This window comes from Thiorhodovibrio winogradskyi (assembly GCF_036208045.1).
Taxonomy (GTDB): Bacteria; Pseudomonadota; Gammaproteobacteria; order Chromatiales; family Chromatiaceae; genus Thiorhodovibrio; species Thiorhodovibrio winogradskyi.
Map to the genome: position 1 here is coordinate 327,813 of NZ_CP121472.1, position 16,326 is coordinate 344,138.

The 16,326-nt window shown below is 60.4% G+C and carries 18 protein-coding genes, 1 tRNA gene and 2 pseudogenes; 13 read left to right on the forward strand and 8 right to left on the reverse strand.

The window, feature by feature from the left end; all coding sequences use genetic code 11:
- Nucleotides 1-90 precede the first annotated feature (90 nt).
- The 9 genes from ppa (at nucleotide 91) to fabA (ending at nucleotide 8,617) form a co-directional block, all read left to right on the forward strand.
- Nucleotides 91-639, forward strand: a complete 549-nt coding sequence (gene ppa / locus Thiowin_RS01675) for an inorganic diphosphatase (protein WP_328986024.1) — start codon at nucleotides 91-93, stop codon at nucleotides 637-639.
- A 69-nt stretch (nucleotides 640-708) separates the two neighbouring features.
- Nucleotides 709-1,212: a cyclic pyranopterin monophosphate synthase MoaC gene (gene moaC, locus Thiowin_RS01680; protein WP_328986025.1), complete on the forward strand. Its 504-nt coding sequence runs from the start codon at nucleotides 709-711 to the stop codon at nucleotides 1,210-1,212.
- Nucleotides 1,209-1,838 (forward strand): ribosome biogenesis GTP-binding protein YihA/YsxC, encoded by a 630-nt coding sequence (gene yihA, locus Thiowin_RS01685; protein ID WP_328986026.1) that lies wholly within the window; start codon nucleotides 1,209-1,211, stop codon nucleotides 1,836-1,838. The genes moaC and yihA overlap by 4 nt, the downstream gene beginning before the upstream one ends.
- A gap of 64 nt (nucleotides 1,839-1,902) precedes the next feature.
- Nucleotides 1,903-3,759 carry an alkaline phosphatase PhoX gene (locus Thiowin_RS01690; RefSeq protein WP_328986027.1) on the forward strand — a complete coding sequence of 619 codons (1,857 nt, stop codon included), beginning with the start codon at nucleotides 1,903-1,905 and terminating at the stop codon, nucleotides 3,757-3,759.
- Nucleotides 3,760-3,874: 115 nt separating this feature from the next.
- Entirely contained in the window at nucleotides 3,875-4,216 is a 342-nt protein-coding gene (locus Thiowin_RS01695) for a phenylpyruvate tautomerase MIF-related protein (protein WP_328986028.1), read from the forward strand.
- Nucleotides 4,217-4,321: 105 nt separating this feature from the next.
- Nucleotides 4,322-5,401, forward strand: coding sequence for a Druantia anti-phage system protein DruA (locus Thiowin_RS01700; RefSeq protein ID WP_328983485.1), 1,080 nt, complete (start codon nucleotides 4,322-4,324; stop codon nucleotides 5,399-5,401).
- A 20-nt stretch (nucleotides 5,402-5,421) separates the two neighbouring features.
- Nucleotides 5,422-6,102 (forward strand): ISAs1 family transposase, encoded by a 681-nt coding sequence (locus tag Thiowin_RS01705; RefSeq protein ID WP_328983484.1) that lies wholly within the window; start codon nucleotides 5,422-5,424, stop codon nucleotides 6,100-6,102.
- Nucleotides 6,103-6,193: 91 nt separating this feature from the next.
- Entirely contained in the window at nucleotides 6,194-8,002 is a 1,809-nt protein-coding gene (locus tag Thiowin_RS01710) for a proline--tRNA ligase (RefSeq protein ID WP_328986029.1), read from the forward strand.
- A 99-nt stretch (nucleotides 8,003-8,101) separates the two neighbouring features.
- Nucleotides 8,102-8,617, forward strand: coding sequence for a 3-hydroxyacyl-[acyl-carrier-protein] dehydratase FabA (fabA, locus tag Thiowin_RS01715; protein WP_328986030.1), 516 nt, complete (start codon nucleotides 8,102-8,104; stop codon nucleotides 8,615-8,617).
- Between the two features lie 146 nt (nucleotides 8,618-8,763).
- Here fabA and Thiowin_RS01720 read toward each other — a convergent pair whose 3' ends face one another.
- The 5 genes from Thiowin_RS01720 to Thiowin_RS01740 form a co-directional block, all read right to left on the reverse strand.
- The gene (locus tag Thiowin_RS01720) at nucleotides 8,764-10,104 is read right to left on the reverse strand and encodes a porin (RefSeq protein WP_328986031.1); all 1,341 of its coding nucleotides are present in this window, start codon (nucleotides 10,102-10,104) and stop codon (nucleotides 8,764-8,766) included.
- Nucleotides 10,105-10,647: 543 nt separating this feature from the next.
- Nucleotides 10,648-10,721, reverse strand: a tRNA-Gln gene (locus tag Thiowin_RS01725).
- An 85-nt stretch (nucleotides 10,722-10,806) separates the two neighbouring features.
- Entirely contained in the window at nucleotides 10,807-11,196 is a 390-nt protein-coding gene (rpsI, locus tag Thiowin_RS01730) for a 30S ribosomal protein S9 (RefSeq protein ID WP_328986032.1), read from the reverse strand.
- 32 nt (nucleotides 11,197-11,228) lie between these two features.
- Complete coding sequence (rplM, locus tag Thiowin_RS01735) at nucleotides 11,229-11,657, reverse strand: 50S ribosomal protein L13 (protein ID WP_328986033.1); 429 nt, start codon at nucleotides 11,655-11,657, stop codon at nucleotides 11,229-11,231.
- Nucleotides 11,658-11,886: 229 nt separating this feature from the next.
- Nucleotides 11,887-12,216 carry a (2Fe-2S) ferredoxin domain-containing protein gene (locus Thiowin_RS01740; protein WP_328986034.1) on the reverse strand — a complete coding sequence of 110 codons (330 nt, stop codon included), beginning with the start codon at nucleotides 12,214-12,216 and terminating at the stop codon, nucleotides 11,887-11,889.
- Nucleotides 12,217-12,720: 504 nt separating this feature from the next.
- Between Thiowin_RS01740 and Thiowin_RS01745 the strand changes: the two genes are divergently transcribed.
- Together Thiowin_RS01745 and Thiowin_RS01750 are read left to right on the forward strand one after the other, a co-directional pair.
- Complete coding sequence (locus tag Thiowin_RS01745; protein WP_328986035.1) at nucleotides 12,721-13,029, forward strand: helix-turn-helix domain-containing protein; 309 nt, start codon at nucleotides 12,721-12,723, stop codon at nucleotides 13,027-13,029.
- 67 nt (nucleotides 13,030-13,096) lie between these two features.
- Nucleotides 13,097-14,365, forward strand: a complete 1,269-nt coding sequence (locus Thiowin_RS01750; RefSeq protein WP_328986036.1) for a type II toxin-antitoxin system HipA family toxin — start codon at nucleotides 13,097-13,099, stop codon at nucleotides 14,363-14,365.
- A gap of 9 nt (nucleotides 14,366-14,374) precedes the next feature.
- Here Thiowin_RS01750 and Thiowin_RS01755 read toward each other — a convergent pair whose 3' ends face one another.
- Both Thiowin_RS01755 and Thiowin_RS01760 read right to left on the reverse strand, forming a co-directional pair.
- Nucleotides 14,375-14,575, reverse strand: a complete 201-nt coding sequence (locus tag Thiowin_RS01755) for a hypothetical protein (RefSeq protein ID WP_328986037.1) — start codon at nucleotides 14,573-14,575, stop codon at nucleotides 14,375-14,377.
- Nucleotides 14,575-14,775, reverse strand: coding sequence for a hypothetical protein (locus Thiowin_RS01760; protein ID WP_328986038.1), 201 nt, complete (start codon nucleotides 14,773-14,775; stop codon nucleotides 14,575-14,577). Before Thiowin_RS01760 ends, Thiowin_RS01755 begins: the two co-directional genes overlap by 1 nt.
- A 100-nt stretch (nucleotides 14,776-14,875) precedes the next feature.
- On the opposite strand from Thiowin_RS01760, the pseudogene Thiowin_RS25140 reads away from it, so the two are divergent.
- Nucleotides 14,876-14,923, forward strand: a pseudogene (locus tag Thiowin_RS25140) (hypothetical protein); the annotation flags it as partial.
- A gap of 96 nt (nucleotides 14,924-15,019) precedes the next feature.
- Here Thiowin_RS25140 and Thiowin_RS01770 read toward each other — a convergent pair.
- Nucleotides 15,020-15,250, reverse strand: a pseudogene (locus tag Thiowin_RS01770) ((2Fe-2S) ferredoxin domain-containing protein); the annotation flags it as partial.
- Nucleotides 15,251-15,639: 389 nt separating this feature from the next.
- Here Thiowin_RS01770 and Thiowin_RS01775 point away from each other — a divergent pair.
- The gene (locus Thiowin_RS01775) at nucleotides 15,640-16,326 is read left to right on the forward strand and encodes a cobalamin B12-binding domain-containing protein (protein ID WP_328986039.1); all 687 of its coding nucleotides are present in this window, start codon (nucleotides 15,640-15,642) and stop codon (nucleotides 16,324-16,326) included.

Consider the following 16,326-nt stretch of genomic DNA (forward strand, 5'->3'; position numbering starts at 1 on the left):
AGGTTCTTCACGGGCCTTTTTTTGCACTGAGGCCGGATAGCAATGACAAACAACCCGGCGTATCAGCCAATTCCTTAACGGAGACCCTCCATGGATTTACGCAGCGTCCCGCGCGGCGACAATGTTCCGAATGAAATCAACGTCATCATCGAGATTCCGTCGCACGCGGAACCTGTCAAGTACGAAATGGACAAGACCACCGGGGCCATGTTCGTGGATCGCTTCATGTCCACCGCCATGCACTACCCCTGCAACTATGGCTATGTGCCTCATACGCTGTCGCTCGACGGCGATCCTATCGATGTCATGGTGGTCACGCCTTATCCGCTGATTCCCGGCTCGGTGATCAAGTGCCGGCCCATCGGTGTGCTCAAGATGACAGACGAATCCGGCGACGACGCCAAGGTTCTCGCCCTGCCGATTGACAAGCTGTTCAAGGGTTATCGCAACATCACCAGCTTCCGCGACATGCCGCCACATCTGCTCGATCAGATCGCGCACTTCTTCGAACACTACAAAGATCTGGACGAGGGCAAATGGGTGCGCATCGCCGGCTGGGGCGGGCGCGAGGAGGCGCGCGAGGAAATCATGGCCTCGGTCAAGATGTTCGACGAGGCGCCAGAGAAGCCGAATTTCTAGGCATGAACACAGCGGCCGGCCCTCTCATCGAACCGACCCGTAACCGCGCACCCCGGAGGGACTGAGCAGATGGCCGAGGAACTCACCCACTTCGACAATCAAGGCCGGGCGCACATGGTCGATGTCGGCGAAAAACCCCCGACCCAACGCTGCGCCATTGCCAGCGGGCGCATTCTGATGCGGATGCCCACCTTGGCGTTGATTGAATCCGGCGACACCACAAAGGGCGATGTGCTGGCCATCGCCCGCATCGCCGCCATCATGGCCGCCAAGCGCACCGCCGACCTGATTCCGCTGTGCCATCCCCTGCCACTGACCCATGTGGAAGTGAGCTTCCAGCCACAACGGCAGCCGCCCTCGGTCGCGTGCACCGCAAGGGTCGAGACGCTATCCAAGACTGGGGTGGAGATGGAAGCCCTGTGCGCGGTGCAGATCGGCCTGCTGACCATCTATGACATGTGCAAGGCCATTGATCGCGGCATGACCATGGAAGGCATCGCCCTGGTTGAAAAAAGCGGCGGCCGCTCCGGACATTGGCGGCGCGATGGCGACGCTGGCATGGCGGGCGCATGAATCCTGTCTTTCAGCGCGCGCACTTTCTGTCCGCCGCCTCCGGACTGGATCATGCTCCGCCGGATACGGGCGCCGAGGTCGCCTTTGCCGGGCGCTCCAACGCCGGGAAATCCAGCGCGCTCAATGCTCTGTGCCACCAGAACCGGCTCGCGCGCACCAGCAAGACGCCAGGTCGCACCCAACAACTGATTTTTTTCCAACTCGACGATGAGCACCGCCTGGTTGACCTGCCCGGCTACGGCTTCGCCAAGGTTTCGGTCGCCATCAAGACCGGCTGGCAACAGCTCATGGCCAATTACCTGGCAGAGCGCCAATCACTGCATGGTCTGGTGGTGCTGATGGACATCCGCCACCCGCTGACCGACATCGACCGCCAGATGCTGGCCTGGGGCCAGGACGCCGCACTGCCGCTGCTGGTTCTTTTAACCAAGGCCGACAAGCTCAAGCGCGGGGCGGTTGACAGGACCCTGCATCAGGTCAGACGCGAGCTCACCGAGCTCCCCCCCGGCAGCCAGCTGCTGGCCTTTTCCGCCACCAAAGCCCTGGGAATCGAATCATCCCAGGCATGGATCAGCGAACAACTGACGCGCCAACCCCTCACCCTGTTGCAGTCGGACACTAGCTGATGCAACAGCAGTTCCAAATTTTGTAATGCTATACGCACAACGCCACTCTCGGGGGACCCATTGGATGCCAACCAAACCCATTCACCTCACTATCACGGCAACTCTCGGTCTGGGGGCGGCTTCCTTAACGCTGGCGGGAAGCATTGACTTCAGCCCAGCACCCTTTGCGCAAACGGATGCCGACAAGCGCCAGATTCTGACATCGCCATCCGCCATGGTCGATGGTCGACAGGCCCCCCTTGAATACCGCGCCATCCTGCGCTCAGGCGACAGGGTGGGCAGCGGCACCTTTGGCCTGCTGCACGACATCCAGGGCAATCCGCTGCTGGCCGCGGACGGCTCGCCCGTGATCTCCAACAGCAACGACTTCAGCTCCATCCTCACCGGCAAGGATGGCAAGCTTTACATGGTCTCCCACTTTGAGTCACGCCCCGGCGCCATCTATCTGACCGAGCTGGCTCAGGATAGGCAGACGGGCGCGCTGAGTGCCATCCAGACCCGAGCGCTCGACCTTGCCGCGCAGCGCGGTGGCTGGGTACTTTGCGCGGGTAGTGTGACGCCCTGGGGCACGCACCTGGGCGCGGAAGAGTATGAACCGGACGCCAGGCAATGGCGCGACCAGAGCATCAGCCCCTACAACGCCGCCATGGCGACCTACTTTGGCGCCGCGCCTGCCCAAGCCGGCGACCTCATGAACCCCTATGACTACGGCTACCCGATTGAAATTGATGTCAGCGACTTTGATCACGCCAGGGTACAAAAACACTACGCCATGGGGCGCATCGCGCTCGAGCTTGGCTATGTGCTACCGGATCGAAAAACCCTCTACCTGTCGGACGATGGCACCAATGTCGGCCTGTTCCGCTTTGTTGCCCAAACCCCAGGCGACCTGAGCGCCGGCTCTCTCTGGGCCGCGCGCTGGTCGCAACGATCCGCGGCCGGCGCCGGTACCGCGTTGCTGGACTGGGTCTATCTGGGATATGCCAGCAACGACCAGGTCAGCCAGTGGAAAGACAGTTATCGCTTTGCCGACATCTTCGACGAGGCCGATCCAGTCAAGGAAAAGGGCAAGAACACAGGCCGCTGCCCGGAGGGCTTCAGCTCCATCAACGTCGGTCATCAAGACGGCCAGCACCAGTGCCTGAAGCTGCGCGACATCGACGGCGATGGCGCCGTCTGGCAGTCCGACTGGAACATCGCCTCGCGCCTGGAGACCCGGCGTTGGGCGGCCATGCGGGGCGCCACCACCGAGTTCCGCAAGATGGAAGGCATCAGCTACAACCCGGACGCGAACCTGCTCTACCTTGCCATGTCCGAGATCGACCGTGGCATGCTCGATTTTGCTCGGGTTGGCAAGGGGCGCGAGGGGGAAAAGCGGCCCTATGATCAATACGATATCGGCGGCCCCAACCACATGACCATTGCCCGGGGCAATCTGTGCGGCGCCGTCTACGCTCTCTCGCTCGACGGCAACTACACCGCCACCCACATCTTCCCGCTCATCTCGGGTACGCCCATGACGACCAATCATGGCGCCGAGGCCGACTCGCCAGACTTCGACGGCCTGAACCACTGCGATATCGACGGCATCGCCAACCCGGATAACATCAGTTACCTGCCGGGCTACCACAGACTGATCATCGGCGAGGACAGTGTCTCTGGTCACCAGAACGACATGGTCTGGGCCTACAACACCCAATCCGGCGCTCTCACCCGCATCCAGACCACGCCCTATGGCGCGGAGGCGACCTCGGCCTATTGGTATCCCAACATCAAGGGCTTCGCCTATCTGATGTCGGTGGTGCAGCATCCTTATGGCGAGCCGGACGCATCCGGCATCCATCCGGCGCAGCGTTTGAAGAATCCCGCGCAAGCCGCTGGTTACACGGGGTATCTGGTGTTTCCCGCGCTGGACCATTAGGGGGGCGGAAAGCCATTACTATCCCTTTGCCACCCCTTTGCCACCCCGGCAAGCGCCATTTGGCGAGTCAATTCATCACAGGCGAATCCATTCGCCTCGCAAGGGAGGCATCTTCATGCCAACACTCAAAATTCAAACCAATGCCACGCGCGATGACAGCGCCTGGGACGCACTGCTTGACACCGCCTCCAAGCAGGTCGCGGAACTACTCGGCAAGCCGGAGGGCTATGTGATGGTGATCGCCGAGCCGACCGCCAAGATGCGTTTTGCTGGCACCGATGAACCCCTAGCCTATCTGGAGCTAAAAAGTCTCGGGCTCCCGGAGGCGCGCACGCCTGAGCTGTCCGCCGCGCTCACTGCGCTGGTGGGGGAGCATCTGGGGGTGCCGGCGGCGCGGGTGTATATCGAGTTCAGCGCCCCGGCGCGGCATCTGTTTGGCAGGGCGAAACCGTGCTAGCCCTAATTGACAAGCCGTAGAAGTATTTACCCTCGATTCTGGACATTTCCGTCCGACTCGTTCAAACTGCCTGCCTATGTTGATTGACGAGGCAGCCCCCTGAACTTGCACGACATCACCCTGCGTGCGGTCGCCCCAGATGAAGAGGCGCGCTTCAAAGCATTGCTCGAGGCGTATCACTACCTGGGCGCGGCGGCAAAAATCGGTCACACCCTCTGGTATGTCGCCATCTGGCGGGATCAGTGGTTGGCGTTGCTGGTGCTGAGCGCCGCGGCCTGGAAGTGCGCGGCGCGCGATCAGTGGATCGGCTGGGATCGCCGCTACCAGTTCGACCGCCTGCATCTGATCGCCAACAACGCCCGCTTTCTCATTCTGCCCCAGTGGCATGTGCCCAATCTCGCCTCCAAGGTGCTGTCGCTGTGCGAGCGCCAGGTCAGCACTGATTGGCAGACCCGCTTCGGTTATCCGCTGTGGTTGCTGGAGACCTTCGTCGATCCGCGCCGCTTTACCGGCACCTGCTATCGCGCGGCCAACTGGCTGGAGGTCGGGCAGACGCGCGGGTACCGCCGCACGCGCGCCGGCTACAGCCAGCAGCCCGATGGCGCCAAGCGGGTGTTTGTCCGCCCCTTGATCGGGCAGGTCCAAGCACGCTTGTCCGACCCAAGACTCGATTCCCAGTATCGCTATGGAGCCCCAAAACTCATGATCTCCGCACAACAGATGCGTTCGCTTCCTGCGTTCTTTGTCGATGTCCCTGATCCGCGTCGCGGCCAAGGCCGGCGTCATCCCTTGCCGGTGGTTCTTGCGATCTCCGCCGCGGCGGTGCTGTGCGGGGCGCGTGGCTATAAGGCCATCGCCGCTTGGGCGAAGGATCTCAGCCAGGCGGCCCGGGCGCGCTTTGGTTGCCGTTATCGCAACGGTCGCTATGAGGTGCCCAGCCGCACGCGCATCCGCGATGTCCTCACCCGGGTCGATCCCGACGCCCTTGATGGGGCGCTGCAGGGCTGGAATGCGCAGATGGGCGCCGAGGACGAGGGCCTGGCCATTGATGGCAAGACGATGTGCAATGCCATCGACGCCGAGGGACGCCAGACCCACATCCTCGGTGTCGTTGGACATGACTCCAAGGTCTGTCACACCCAAAAAAAGTCGGTGCTTTGCCTGTCAATGGCAGTGATGAACTGAAGCAAACCAACGAGATCGGGATGGCCATCCCGGTGCTCGACTCCCTCGACCTCACTGACAAGACCCTCACCGCCGACGCCCTGCTCACCCAGCGCTCGCTCGCTGAGTATCTCATCGAACGGGGCGCGCATTACGTCTTTATCGCCAAAGAGAATCAGCCCACGCTGGTTGCCGACATCCGCCTGCTTTTCCAGGCGCGGGGCGAGCCGGATTTTCGCGAGTCATCGGACCTTGCGCATGGGCGTATCGAAAGCCGCGCGATTTGGACCTCCACGGCGCTGAACAACTATCTCGATTTCCCCCATGTCGGGCAGGTCTTCGCCATTGAGCGCACCACCACTGAGAAAAAAACCGACAAGACCTCCGTCGAGACAGTCTTCGGCGTCACGGATCATACCCCTGAGAGTGCAAGCCCTAAGCGCCTGCTCGCCTTCAACCGTGGGCATTGGGGCATTGAAGCCCATCACTGGATCCTCGACTGGAACTGGGATGAGGATCGCTGCACCATCCGCACCGGCCATGGACCAGAAAACATCACCCGACTGCGCCGGTTTGCCGCCGGTCTGATCAAAACGAAATCCAAGGATTCCGTGGCAGCCACCATCGAGAAGCTCGCGCGCAAAGTCCGCCGTGTCTTCGATTATCTGGGCATGACGGCAAACTCAATGCCCCGCGCTGCCCGTGTCGCGCCTGTTGGTTAGAACGGATTTGCCGTGATCTGTTTGGCTTCAATGGTGGCACCTTCTGAGCGGCCTCGCTACACTTCAGGGTTTTACCTGATCGGTTTGAACGATGCGCCTGTCTCAGTTCCCCCTCAATACCCTGAAAGAAACCCCGGCGGATGCCGAGATTGCCAGCCACCAGCTGATGCTGCGCGCCGGCATGATCCGCAAACTCGCCGCCGGACTCTACACCTGGCTGCCGCTCGGCCTGCGCGTGCTGCGCAAGGTCGAGGCCATTGTGCGCGAGGAAATGAACCGCGCCGGCGCGCTCGAGGTCTCCATGCCAGCGGTGCAACCGGCCGAGCTGTGGCAGGAATCCGGACGCTGGGAAAAATATGGCCCTGAACTGCTGCGCATCCGCGACCGCCACCAGCGCGAGTTTTGCTTTGGCCCCACGCACGAGGAAATCATCACCGAACTGGCGCGCAACGAGCTGCGCAGCTACAAGCAGCTGCCGGTGAATTACTACCAGATTCAAACCAAATTCCGCGATGAAATCCGCCCCCGCTTCGGCGTGATGCGCGCGCGCGAGTTCCTGATGAAAGACGCCTATTCCTTTCATCTCGACAGCGCCTCCCTGGCCGAGACTTACGAGATCATGTACCAGACCTACAGCCGCATTTTCCGCCGCTGCGGGCTGGACTTTCGCGCCGTGCAGGCCGACACCGGCAGCATCGGCGGCAATGCCTCGCATGAATTTCATGTGCTGGCCAGCAGCGGCGAGGATGCCATCGCCTTCTCCACCGGCAGCGACTATGCCGCCAATGTCGAGCTGGCCGAGGCAGTCGCGCCAGCCGCCGCCGCACCCGCGCCAACCCAAGAGGCGCGCCTGGTCGATACTCCCGAGGCCAAAACCATCGCCGAGTTGGTCGAGCAATTCGGCCAGCCGATTGAGCGCACCGTCAAAACCTTGATTGTTGCCGCGGCGGAGGATGGACTGGAGGCCAAGGGCACTCAGGACAAGAAGGACACCAGGGACAGCAAGGGCAACAATGACGGCGAGAACAGCGCGATGCCCAAAGCGGGCCTGATTGCCCTGCTGGTGCGTGGCGACCATGGATTAAACAGCGTCAAGGCCGAGAAGCTGCCCCAGGTGGCCAGCCCACTGCGCATGGCCACCGAGGAGGAAATTCGCGCCGCCATTGGCGCCGGTCCCGGCTCCCTGGGACCGAAAGACCTACCCATCCCCTGCGTGGTGGATCGCGCCGTGGCGGTGGCGGCGGACTTTAGCGCCGGCGCCAACCAGGACGGCAAACACTGGTTCGGGCTCAACTGGGGCCGCGACCTGCCGCTGCCGCCGGTGGCCGACCTGCGCAACGTGGAGGAAGGCGACCCAAGCCCCGACGGCCAGGGCCAGCTCACCATCGCGCGGGGCATCGAGGTGGGGCATATTTTCCAGCTTGGTACCAAATACAGCCAGGCAATGAAAGCCGTGGTGCTGGATGACGCCGGCAAGGCCATTACCCCCACCATGGGCTGCTACGGCATCGGTGTGTCGCGCGTGGTGGCCGCCGCCATTGAGCAGCACCATGACGAACGCGGCATCCGCTGGCCCGAACCCATCGCGCCCTTCAGCGTCGCCCTGCTGCCGATGAAGCTCGGCAAATCCTACCGGGTGCGCGAGGCGGCCGAACGGCTGCATCAAGACCTTGAGAACGCCGGCATCGAGGTGCTCTACGATGATCGCGACGCCCGCCCCGGGGTCATGTTCGCCGACATGGAACTTATCGGCATCCCCCATCGGCTGGTCATCGGCGACAAGCATCTGGATAACGGCAAACTGGAATACAAAGGCCGGCGCGATCAGGACATGCAACTGATCGACCTGGACCAAGCCATCCCCTTTCTTCTGCGGCAACTTGCCGCCAATTCCAACTGAAGACACCCGGCAAGTCCAAGGTCAGGCCGGCGACACATTCCACTCCCTCGCCCGCACCAACAGGCGGCGGGCTCCCACCCATTTGGACAAAGATACTCAATGAGCAGAATTGAATCCTTCACCCGCGAGCAACTGCTCGCCTGCGGCCATGGCGAGATGTTCGGACCAGGCAATGCACAGCTCCCGGTGCCCAACATGCTGATGATGGACCGCATTATCCACATGAGCGACGACGGTGGGCCCCACGGCAAGGGCGAGATCATCGCCGAACTCGACATCACGCCCGATCTCTGGTTCTTTGGCTGTCACTTTCCCGGCGATCCAGTCATGCCCGGCTGCCTGGGACTGGACGCCTTCTGGCAGATCGTCGGCTTTTATCTTGCCTGGATCGGCAACCCCGGCCATGGTCGCGCCCTGGGTGTGGGGGAGGTGAAATTCAGCGGGCAAGTACTCCCCAAGGCCAACAAGGTCACCTACAGGGTCAGCATGAAGCGCGTCATCAGCCGCAAACTGGTGCTTGGCATCGCCGATGGCATCATGGACGTGGATGGCCGCGAGATCTACACCGCCAAGGATTTGCGGGTGGGGCTTTTCATGTCGACGGACGGATTTTAGGCCGCGACTCAAAGCTTCGTGGATATTGACAGTGTGTCATTGTCGCTCACTGAACAAGCAAGAGAAAAAAAAGCGGCCGGAAGGCCGCTTTTTTCAACTTTAGACGATCCCGAAGGATCGTCTTGATCGGTATTGGATCCAGTTCCTCAGAACTTGTGGATCATGCCGAGGGAGAAGCCATCCCAAGAGGAGGTTACGCCATTGCTAATGTTGGGCGTACCCGTCATAGTAACATAGTCTTCGTAATCATCATCGACGTTGGTGTACAGAATGTACGCCTTGGTCCGCTTGCTGAAGTTGTGGTCAAAGGCGATGGCCCAAACGGTACGCTCTCCGTCCCAAGCGCTAATCTGATTGCGGTTGTTCGTATTGGCAGCACCGGGGTAGTTGGCGGTGCTAAGCTTGTAGTCACGGTCGGCTTGGCCATACATTGCCTTGACTTGGTTGTTACCAAAGGCGTAGCCAGCTTGAATCTGCCACAACTCTTGGCTTTCAATGCCATCCGGCACGGCCACAAAGGCTCCGCCTGGATTTCTAACTGTGGCTGAGTAAGTCTGGCCGGCAGGATTGTGATCCTGGTTCTCATAGACAGCTGTTAATGTAAAGCCATTCCAATCAAGGAGCCCGAGGCCGATACGCCACTTATCGAAGTCATCGCTAACATAGCTACAGGTGCTTCCTGGGCCCAAGGCGCCGGTCGGCAAGGTGCAATTGGTCGCTGGAGGCGCCAGCGTCACGCCAGCTTCACTGTCAGCCGAGTTCATGAACATCTCATTGCCAGCGGTTTCGTAGGCAACTGATGCGTAGAAAGGACCGTTGCTGTAGATACCAGCTAACGACCAAGCACCGTTCAACTCGTCGGAATTAACATTGTTATTGCCGAGTGCAGTCGAGCCACCGGGAGCAACGAGTGCGCCCATGAACTGGAAGCCGGAGAAGCTTGGCGAGATGTAGGCGATGGTGTTGTCCGCGCGAACGTCATCAAAGCCCACAGTACCGTTGTAGTCCGCCATGGTGTCGGAGAACATATCCAACTTGCCAGTAGAGATTTTCATCGGTGTGTCATGACGACCGACCAACACGGTACCAAAGCTTCCAGCCAAACCAACGAAGCTATTACGCATGCTGATACTATCTGAACCGCTGGTGACATTATCGTTCGTATCGGCCAAGCTCACACCAAGTTCGACTTGGTAAATCGCTTTTAGACCGTTGCCGAGATCTTCGGAACCCTTGACACCAACCCGGTTGGCACGGCTCACACCAGGAATGTAGTCGCCCTTGCCGTTGATACCCCAACCAGAGAAATCGGTTCCGCCTCTTACTCTATTGCCATTGGGTGCGAATACAGGTGTTTGATAGGCGTTTTTCACGTCGGCATAGTCAATCGAGACATGCAGCTTACCGTACAGGATGGCCTCTGCCATCGCGGCGGCAGGAGCGGCCATGGCGGCGGCTACTGCTAGACCAATGATTTTCTTTTTCATCGTGTTCTCCGCTGTGGTGGGGATGAAAGAGTTTGGGGAAAGATTTTGCAGTGCTGTGCTGCAAGCTGAATATTAGACCATGACACAACAGTGCGCAACACTTTTTTTGAAAAAAGAGACAAGTTTTTCTGTCTGTATCATATAGGCAACAAGCGCCGAGATGTCGCGTGAATTTTTTCCATCTCAGGTATTTAAATGCCAAAGCTAAGAAGTTGCCGAGGTTTTTCAGGGCGCCCCTGGTCAGACAGACCTGGTGCCACGCAACAAATAGGCGGAATTGCCACAGTGTCGACCTGGTTGCCGCGGCTTGAGGAGATGGAGAAAACAAAAAACCCGCGCGCGGCGGGTTTTGGCGGGGATGCTCTCTTAGCTTAGGTCAGCAATTTTAAATTTTGTTTTCCAGCGCCTGGTTATCTACACCAGATGAAACACCTAAACTTGGAATTGATGCTCTATTGCAGCTCTCAGGAGTGGTGCCTGGGGACTGGAGACTCTTTGGTAGAAATGCTAGAGAATGTGGAGAAAACAGAAGACAGAGTAATGTGGCTGGGGGACTAGGATTCGAACCTAGGTTAACGGAGTCAGAGTCCGTGGTCCTGCCGCTAGACGATCCCCCAAATTTGAACGCAAATCCTAGCGCTACTCCTGGCGTTTGGAGCCTGGGCGTTTGGAGCCTGGGCGTTTGGAGCCTGGGCGTTTGACTTAACGCTTGGAGAACTGCGGGCGCTTTCTGGCCTTGTGCAGACCAATCTTCTTGCGCTCGACCTCGCGCGCGTCGCGAGTGAGGAAGCCGGCTTGGCGCAGCGGCGCGCGGTAGGCGTCGTTATAGTCAACCAGGGCGCGGGCGATACCGTGGCGAATGGCGCCGGCCTGCCCCGTGGTGCCGCCGCCGCTGACCGTGATGCGCATGTCTATCCGGTCGAGCATGGAGAGCGTCTCCAGTGGTTGGCGCACGACCATACGCGCGGTCTCGCGGCCAAAGAACTTATCGAGCGGTTTGCCGTTGACCTCGATCTTGCCCGAGCCAAGGGTCAGGAATACCCGCGCAGCCGCGCTTTTGCGGCGCCCGGTGGCATAGTGCATCTGCGTCATTGATTAAAGATCCTTCAGGCGGTTTGGGCGGTTTAAATGTCCAGCGGTTGCGGCTGCTGGGCCGCGTGGCGGTGCTCCGCCCCCGCGTAAATCTTGAGCTTTTTGAGCATGGCTCGCCCCAGCGGGTTGTGCGGCATCATGCCCTTGACGGCAGCCTCGAGCACCCGCTCCGGATGACGCGCGAGCATGTCAGCCAAGTTGGAGGAGCGCAGATTGCCGATGTACCCAGTGTGGCGGTAGTACATCTTGTTCTCGAGCTTATTGCCAGTGACACGGATTTTCTCGGCATTGACCACCACCAGGTAGTCGCCGGTGTCGACATGCGGGGTGTAACAAGGCTTATGCTTACCGCGCAGGCGCCGCGCCAGTTCGGTGGCGAGACGGCCCAGCGTCTTGCCCTCGGCATCCACCAGATGCCAGACACGGCGCACTTCAGCCGGCTTTGCGCTTACAGTTGTCATTGTTGTTGGCTCCAAACCACAAATAGGCAAGGCAGCCTGGCGGATGTGAGACCAAATGATGGCCGAGGCGCCCTGGCTAACCCTATAAAATTTAGCATGGCCGACTGGCGGTTCAATCGGCGAAAGACCGCGAAGTATAGCCACAGCCCATCCGCCGCGCAAGGCCCCAGCGCGGAAAATCGGGCAAAAAAATCAGGAAAAGCAAAGCGCCGGTGGCAGCCAAGGCGTTTTATCGCTGATGTGGCGTGTCAGACAAACGCAATCGCTCGACCGGCTCCCCGCCAATAAGATGCGCTTGCAGAATCTCCTCGATATCCTCATGGCTGCGATAGCTGTACCAGACCCCTTGCGGATAGACCACGGCGACCGGCCCCTCGGCGCAGCGATTGAGGCAACCGGCGGCATTGACACGCACACCGCCGGGAATGGCAAGTCCAAGTTCCTTACCGCGCTTTTTGGCGTAGGCGCGCGCCTCGCTGGCCCCGCGCGCATTGCAACACTGGCAGCCTTCCTCGCGCTGGTTGGTACAGAAAAAGAGATGATGGCTATAGTAGGACATGGCTTTGATCTCGCGTTGATCGGAAACAACTGTCGGGCATCGGCCAAGTTTGGGGGAACCGCCGCGCCAGTTCCAGCCCGGCGCGCGCCAATAGACGACCGGACGCTGGAGCGTGGGAGCCAGAGGCCCCAGAGGCGCTGCCGGGGTGACCTACCAACTGGATTCAAGGCTCCGGGCCGCGTTGACGTACCAACTGGACTCAAGGCTCTGGGCCGCGTTGACCTACCAACTGGACTCGAGGCTCCGGGCCGGGTGAGGGTCGCGGGGGTCTCGGCGGCATGGATGCCGCCGGGAAGCCTACAGGGATGTATTCACGGCGTCCCCCGCGACCCTCACCCGGCCCGGAGCCCGGAACGCGCCACACAAGGCTAACCAAGCGCACCACACCACACCGCCGCCCAGCTTGCCCCAAGACTTGCCGCCAAGGCTTTCGCCCACAAGCTTGCGCCAAGCTGGCACGGCGATATACATTAACGCATCAAACACCGAATTTGATATACCAAAATGTCTCACGCTATCCACCAGGCAGAGCCTCTCGCAACCAGCCTGCGCGCCGCACGCGAAGCAAAAGGACTGAGTCAGCGCGACCTGAGCGCGCTTGCTGGCGTACCACAGCCACAGATTTCGCGCATCGAGGCAGGCGTGGTCGATTTGCGGATTTCCAGTCTCGTCGCGCTCGCCAACGCACTCGGCCTGAACGTCACCCTGGTACCACACAAGGCGCTGCCGGCGGTCCGCTCGATCATGCGCCAGACCAGCCACCACACAATCGACACCGAGCCAAAACCGGCCTACTCCCTCGACGATGACTGACTCACAATGACTGGCTCACTCACAATGACTGGCTCGCAATGACTGGCTCGCAATGACTGGCGCGACAATGACTGGCCCATCCACCCTGAATGTGCGACTCCATGAGCGCCTGATCGGCACCTTGACCCATCTTGGCGCCGAACGGACAATTTTCGCCTTGACCGACGACTACATCCAGGACCCGGAAAGACCGACGCTGAGCCTGAGATTCAAAGACACCATGGGCGAGCTGATGACCGATTTTCGGCCCTACAAAATCAAGCTCATGCCCTTTTTCTCGAACTTACTGCCCGAAGGACATCTGCGCAAATACCTTGCACACAGGGCGCACATTCACCCAGAGCGAGAATACTTTCTTCTGAGGATACTGGGACGCGACCTACCCGGTGCGGTCACCGTTGAACCAGCCGATCCCGAAGCTTGGGCGACAGAACCCGGATTGGAAAGCCCCGGCCAGGAAAGCGCGGAAAAACCCCACGCCGGCGCATTGCGTTTTTCTCTGGCGGGTGTGCAGTTAAAATTCTCCGCCGCGGCCGATGCGAAAGGCGGATTAACCATCCCGGCCAGCGGTGTTGGCGGCGACTGGATCCTGAAATTGCCATCGCGCGAGTATCGCGGTATTCCTGAAAACGAATTTTCGATGATGACACTGGCACGGCAAATCGGGATTTTGGTACCCGACATCGCGCTAGTCCCTATCGCATCCATCCAAAATCTGCCCGAGGGCATCGGTCATTTTGGCGATACGGCCTTTGTCATCAAGCGTTTTGACCGCACCGAAACAGGCTCCGTTCACATCGAAGATTTTGCCCAAGTATTTGATGTTTATGCGGAAGACAAATACCAGCGGGCAAGCTTTCGCAACATCGCCGCAGTCATCGCAGCCGAATCCGGCACACAAGATATCGCGGAGTTCATTCGGCGACTGACCTTTAACACACTCATTGGCAATGGCGACATGCACTTGAAAAATTGGTCCCTAATGTACCCCGACACCCGCCACGCGCGACTTTCGCCAGCCTATGATTTTGTATCAACCATCGCCTACATTCCCCAGGACCAAGCCGCGCTGACATTTAGTCGCACCAGGGGATTTGAGACCTTCACCGAAGACGAACTCCTGCATCTTGCCACCAAAGCAGGACTACCGCGCAAGCTAGTGATCGACACAGCGCGCGAAACACTAGCGACATTCTTGGACCTGTGGCCGCGGGAAAAAAAGAACCTGCCCATGCACCAGGACGTTGTCGCGGCCATCGACAGGCATCTAACGCGCCTGCCGCTTGTGATTGGCGCCAAAGCAAATCGCACAATCAACAAGCGCGCGGCTTCCTAGGCAAAACCATTATCGCCCGACACAACCGCTCCAGCGACTGGGAAAGAGGCTCTCCAGCGTGCCGGAGCGGGTGAACAACGCCACGCCCAGACTATAGCCCTGGTAGCGGACAATCACCTGGCCGGGCCGGCACGACGCACACTGAGCGGGGCGAGGCGTCAGAGCACGGCGGCTGAGATAGGCATTGCGCTGCTCGCGATCCAGCTCCATCACCTGTCCTCGCTGGAACAGGGCGCATCCACCAGCACCCGATCAAAGCCGACGGCGGTCGGAATATTGCCCCCATCGCCCCAGGTGGTACTGACATTCACCAGACCCAGTCGATCCAAATTGCCCTGCAGCGCCGCGATGCGCTCGCGCGCGAAATCATTGGCCAGCACAGTCCCGCCATTGCCCAGCGCCAGCGCCATTTGCGCCGTCTTGCCGCCCGGTGCCGCGCACAATCGACCGGTGGACCCTTGCCAAAACTTCAGTTGCGGCCTGCGACCCGTGCGCGCCCACAAGGGCGTGATGGGCGAGGCCATCCGACTGCGCGGCCACAGTGGCCATGCCAGCGACCCTGCCCTGGGGCGCAGCGCGCTCGAGGGCATGCATGAGGTCATGAGCGCCATTCTGTGCTGGCGCGACGGGCTGAAAACGCGCTACCGCGATGCGATAGCTGTACCAGACCCCTTGCGGATAGACCACGGCGACCGGCCCCTCGGCGCAGCGATTGAGGCAACCGGCGGCATTGACACGCACACCGCCGGGAATGGCAAGTCCAAGTTCCTTACCGCGCTTTTTGGCGTAGGCGCGCGCCTCGCTGGCCCCGCGCGCATTGCAACACTGGCAGCCTTCCTCGCGCTGGTTGGTACAGAAAAAGAGATGATGGCTGTAGTAGGACATGGTGGTGACCCCGCGTGACGATCAGTCGGACTGACAGCGGACATTTGGGCGCCACGGACAATTTCCGAGGAATTCCGTGACAGCAACATCATGCATCAGGTTCAGAGTCGAGTTCTTCCGATGTTTAGCGCCCATCATCGGGCGGGCGCTCTGTGCTTTATCAGCGCGAGCCACTCATTACCTAGGATCCCCATCGGCAACAGGTAATCAGCTAGACTGTGAGTCATGGAGCCGACCCATCAACCCCAGGATGACATTTTCCGCGAGAACTTTGGCCGGCGCGAGATCGCCTGGGTCTGTCTGCCCGAGCCAAGTCTCGCGCCGCAAGCTGAGCGCCTCCCGCGAAGTGGACCACCATTGTTTGGTACAGCATGCATGACACCAATCAAATGACCGAGCCCGTCAGGGCCTTTGTGGCGGCGCTGCTTGCCATCGACCGCCTGACGCTCGAGGACATGGTCGCTGGCGTCGTTGCGGCGGATACGCTGGCGCCCATCGATGATCTGGTGGTGCCGGCGCTGGAGTTTATTGGCGAGCAGTGGGAGCAGGGCGAGGTCTCATTGTCGCAGGTCTACATGAGTGGGCGCCTATGCGAGGAGTTGATCACCGGGCTGCCGCGGCTGCGCTTTGTCGAGGACGGGAACGGAAACGGGAACGGGAGCGGGGACGGCTGGGGAGCCGAGGGCGCGACCGGGGATCGGCCGCTGCGCATTGGTATTTCCACCCTGGATGATTATCATCTGCTTGGCAAGCGCATGGTGTGCGCCGTGCTGCGCGCGAGCGGTTACCGGGTGCGCGACTATGGTACCGCCGACGCCGCCACCCTGGCCGGACATGTGGTGCGAGATGATGTACAGGTGCTGCTGCTGTCGGTGCTGATGCTGCCCTCGGCCTTGCGGGTGAAGGATCTGCGCGCGGCCCTGGATGCCGCCGGGCAGCGCACGCGCATTTTGGTCGGGGGCGCGCCTTTTCGCTTCGATCCCAAGCTGTACCTGGAGGTCGGCGCCGATGCCGCCGGTGCCACGGCGGCCGATGCGCTGGCTCTGGTGCGCGCCGCCGAGGAGGCCCTGACATGA

Bases quoted from the DNA above. Each gene is read 5' to 3' on its own strand.
- ppa (WP_328986024.1), top strand. From the start codon at position 91: ATGGATTTACGCAGCGTCCCGCGCGGCGACAATGTTCCGAATGAAATC.
- moaC (WP_328986025.1), top strand. From the start codon at position 709: ATGGCCGAGGAACTCACCCACTTCGACAATCAAGGCCGGGCGCACATG.
- yihA (WP_328986026.1), top strand. From the start codon at position 1,209: ATGAATCCTGTCTTTCAGCGCGCGCACTTTCTGTCCGCCGCCTCCGGA.
- Thiowin_RS01690 (WP_328986027.1), top strand. From the start codon at position 1,903: ATGCCAACCAAACCCATTCACCTCACTATCACGGCAACTCTCGGTCTG.
- Thiowin_RS01695 (WP_328986028.1), top strand. From the start codon at position 3,875: ATGCCAACACTCAAAATTCAAACCAATGCCACGCGCGATGACAGCGCC.
- Thiowin_RS01705 (WP_328983484.1), top strand. From the start codon at position 5,422: ATGGCCATCCCGGTGCTCGACTCCCTCGACCTCACTGACAAGACCCTC.
- Thiowin_RS01710 (WP_328986029.1), top strand. From the start codon at position 6,194: ATGCGCCTGTCTCAGTTCCCCCTCAATACCCTGAAAGAAACCCCGGCG.
- fabA (WP_328986030.1), top strand. From the start codon at position 8,102: ATGAGCAGAATTGAATCCTTCACCCGCGAGCAACTGCTCGCCTGCGGC.
- Thiowin_RS01720 (WP_328986031.1), bottom strand. From the start codon at position 10,104: ATGAAAAAGAAAATCATTGGTCTAGCAGTAGCCGCCGCCATGGCCGCT.
- rpsI (WP_328986032.1), bottom strand. From the start codon at position 11,196: ATGACGCAGATGCACTATGCCACCGGGCGCCGCAAAAGCGCGGCTGCG.
- rplM (WP_328986033.1), bottom strand. From the start codon at position 11,657: ATGACAACTGTAAGCGCAAAGCCGGCTGAAGTGCGCCGTGTCTGGCAT.
- Thiowin_RS01740 (WP_328986034.1), bottom strand. From the start codon at position 12,216: ATGTCCTACTATAGCCATCATCTCTTTTTCTGTACCAACCAGCGCGAG.
- Thiowin_RS01745 (WP_328986035.1), top strand. From the start codon at position 12,721: ATGTCTCACGCTATCCACCAGGCAGAGCCTCTCGCAACCAGCCTGCGC.
- Thiowin_RS01750 (WP_328986036.1), top strand. From the start codon at position 13,097: ATGACTGGCCCATCCACCCTGAATGTGCGACTCCATGAGCGCCTGATC.
- Thiowin_RS01755 (WP_328986037.1), bottom strand. From the start codon at position 14,575: ATGGAGCTGGATCGCGAGCAGCGCAATGCCTATCTCAGCCGCCGTGCT.
- Thiowin_RS01760 (WP_328986038.1), bottom strand. From the start codon at position 14,775: ATGGCGCTGGCGCTGGGCAATGGCGGGACTGTGCTGGCCAATGATTTC.
- Thiowin_RS01775 (WP_328986039.1), top strand. From the start codon at position 15,640: ATGACCGAGCCCGTCAGGGCCTTTGTGGCGGCGCTGCTTGCCATCGAC.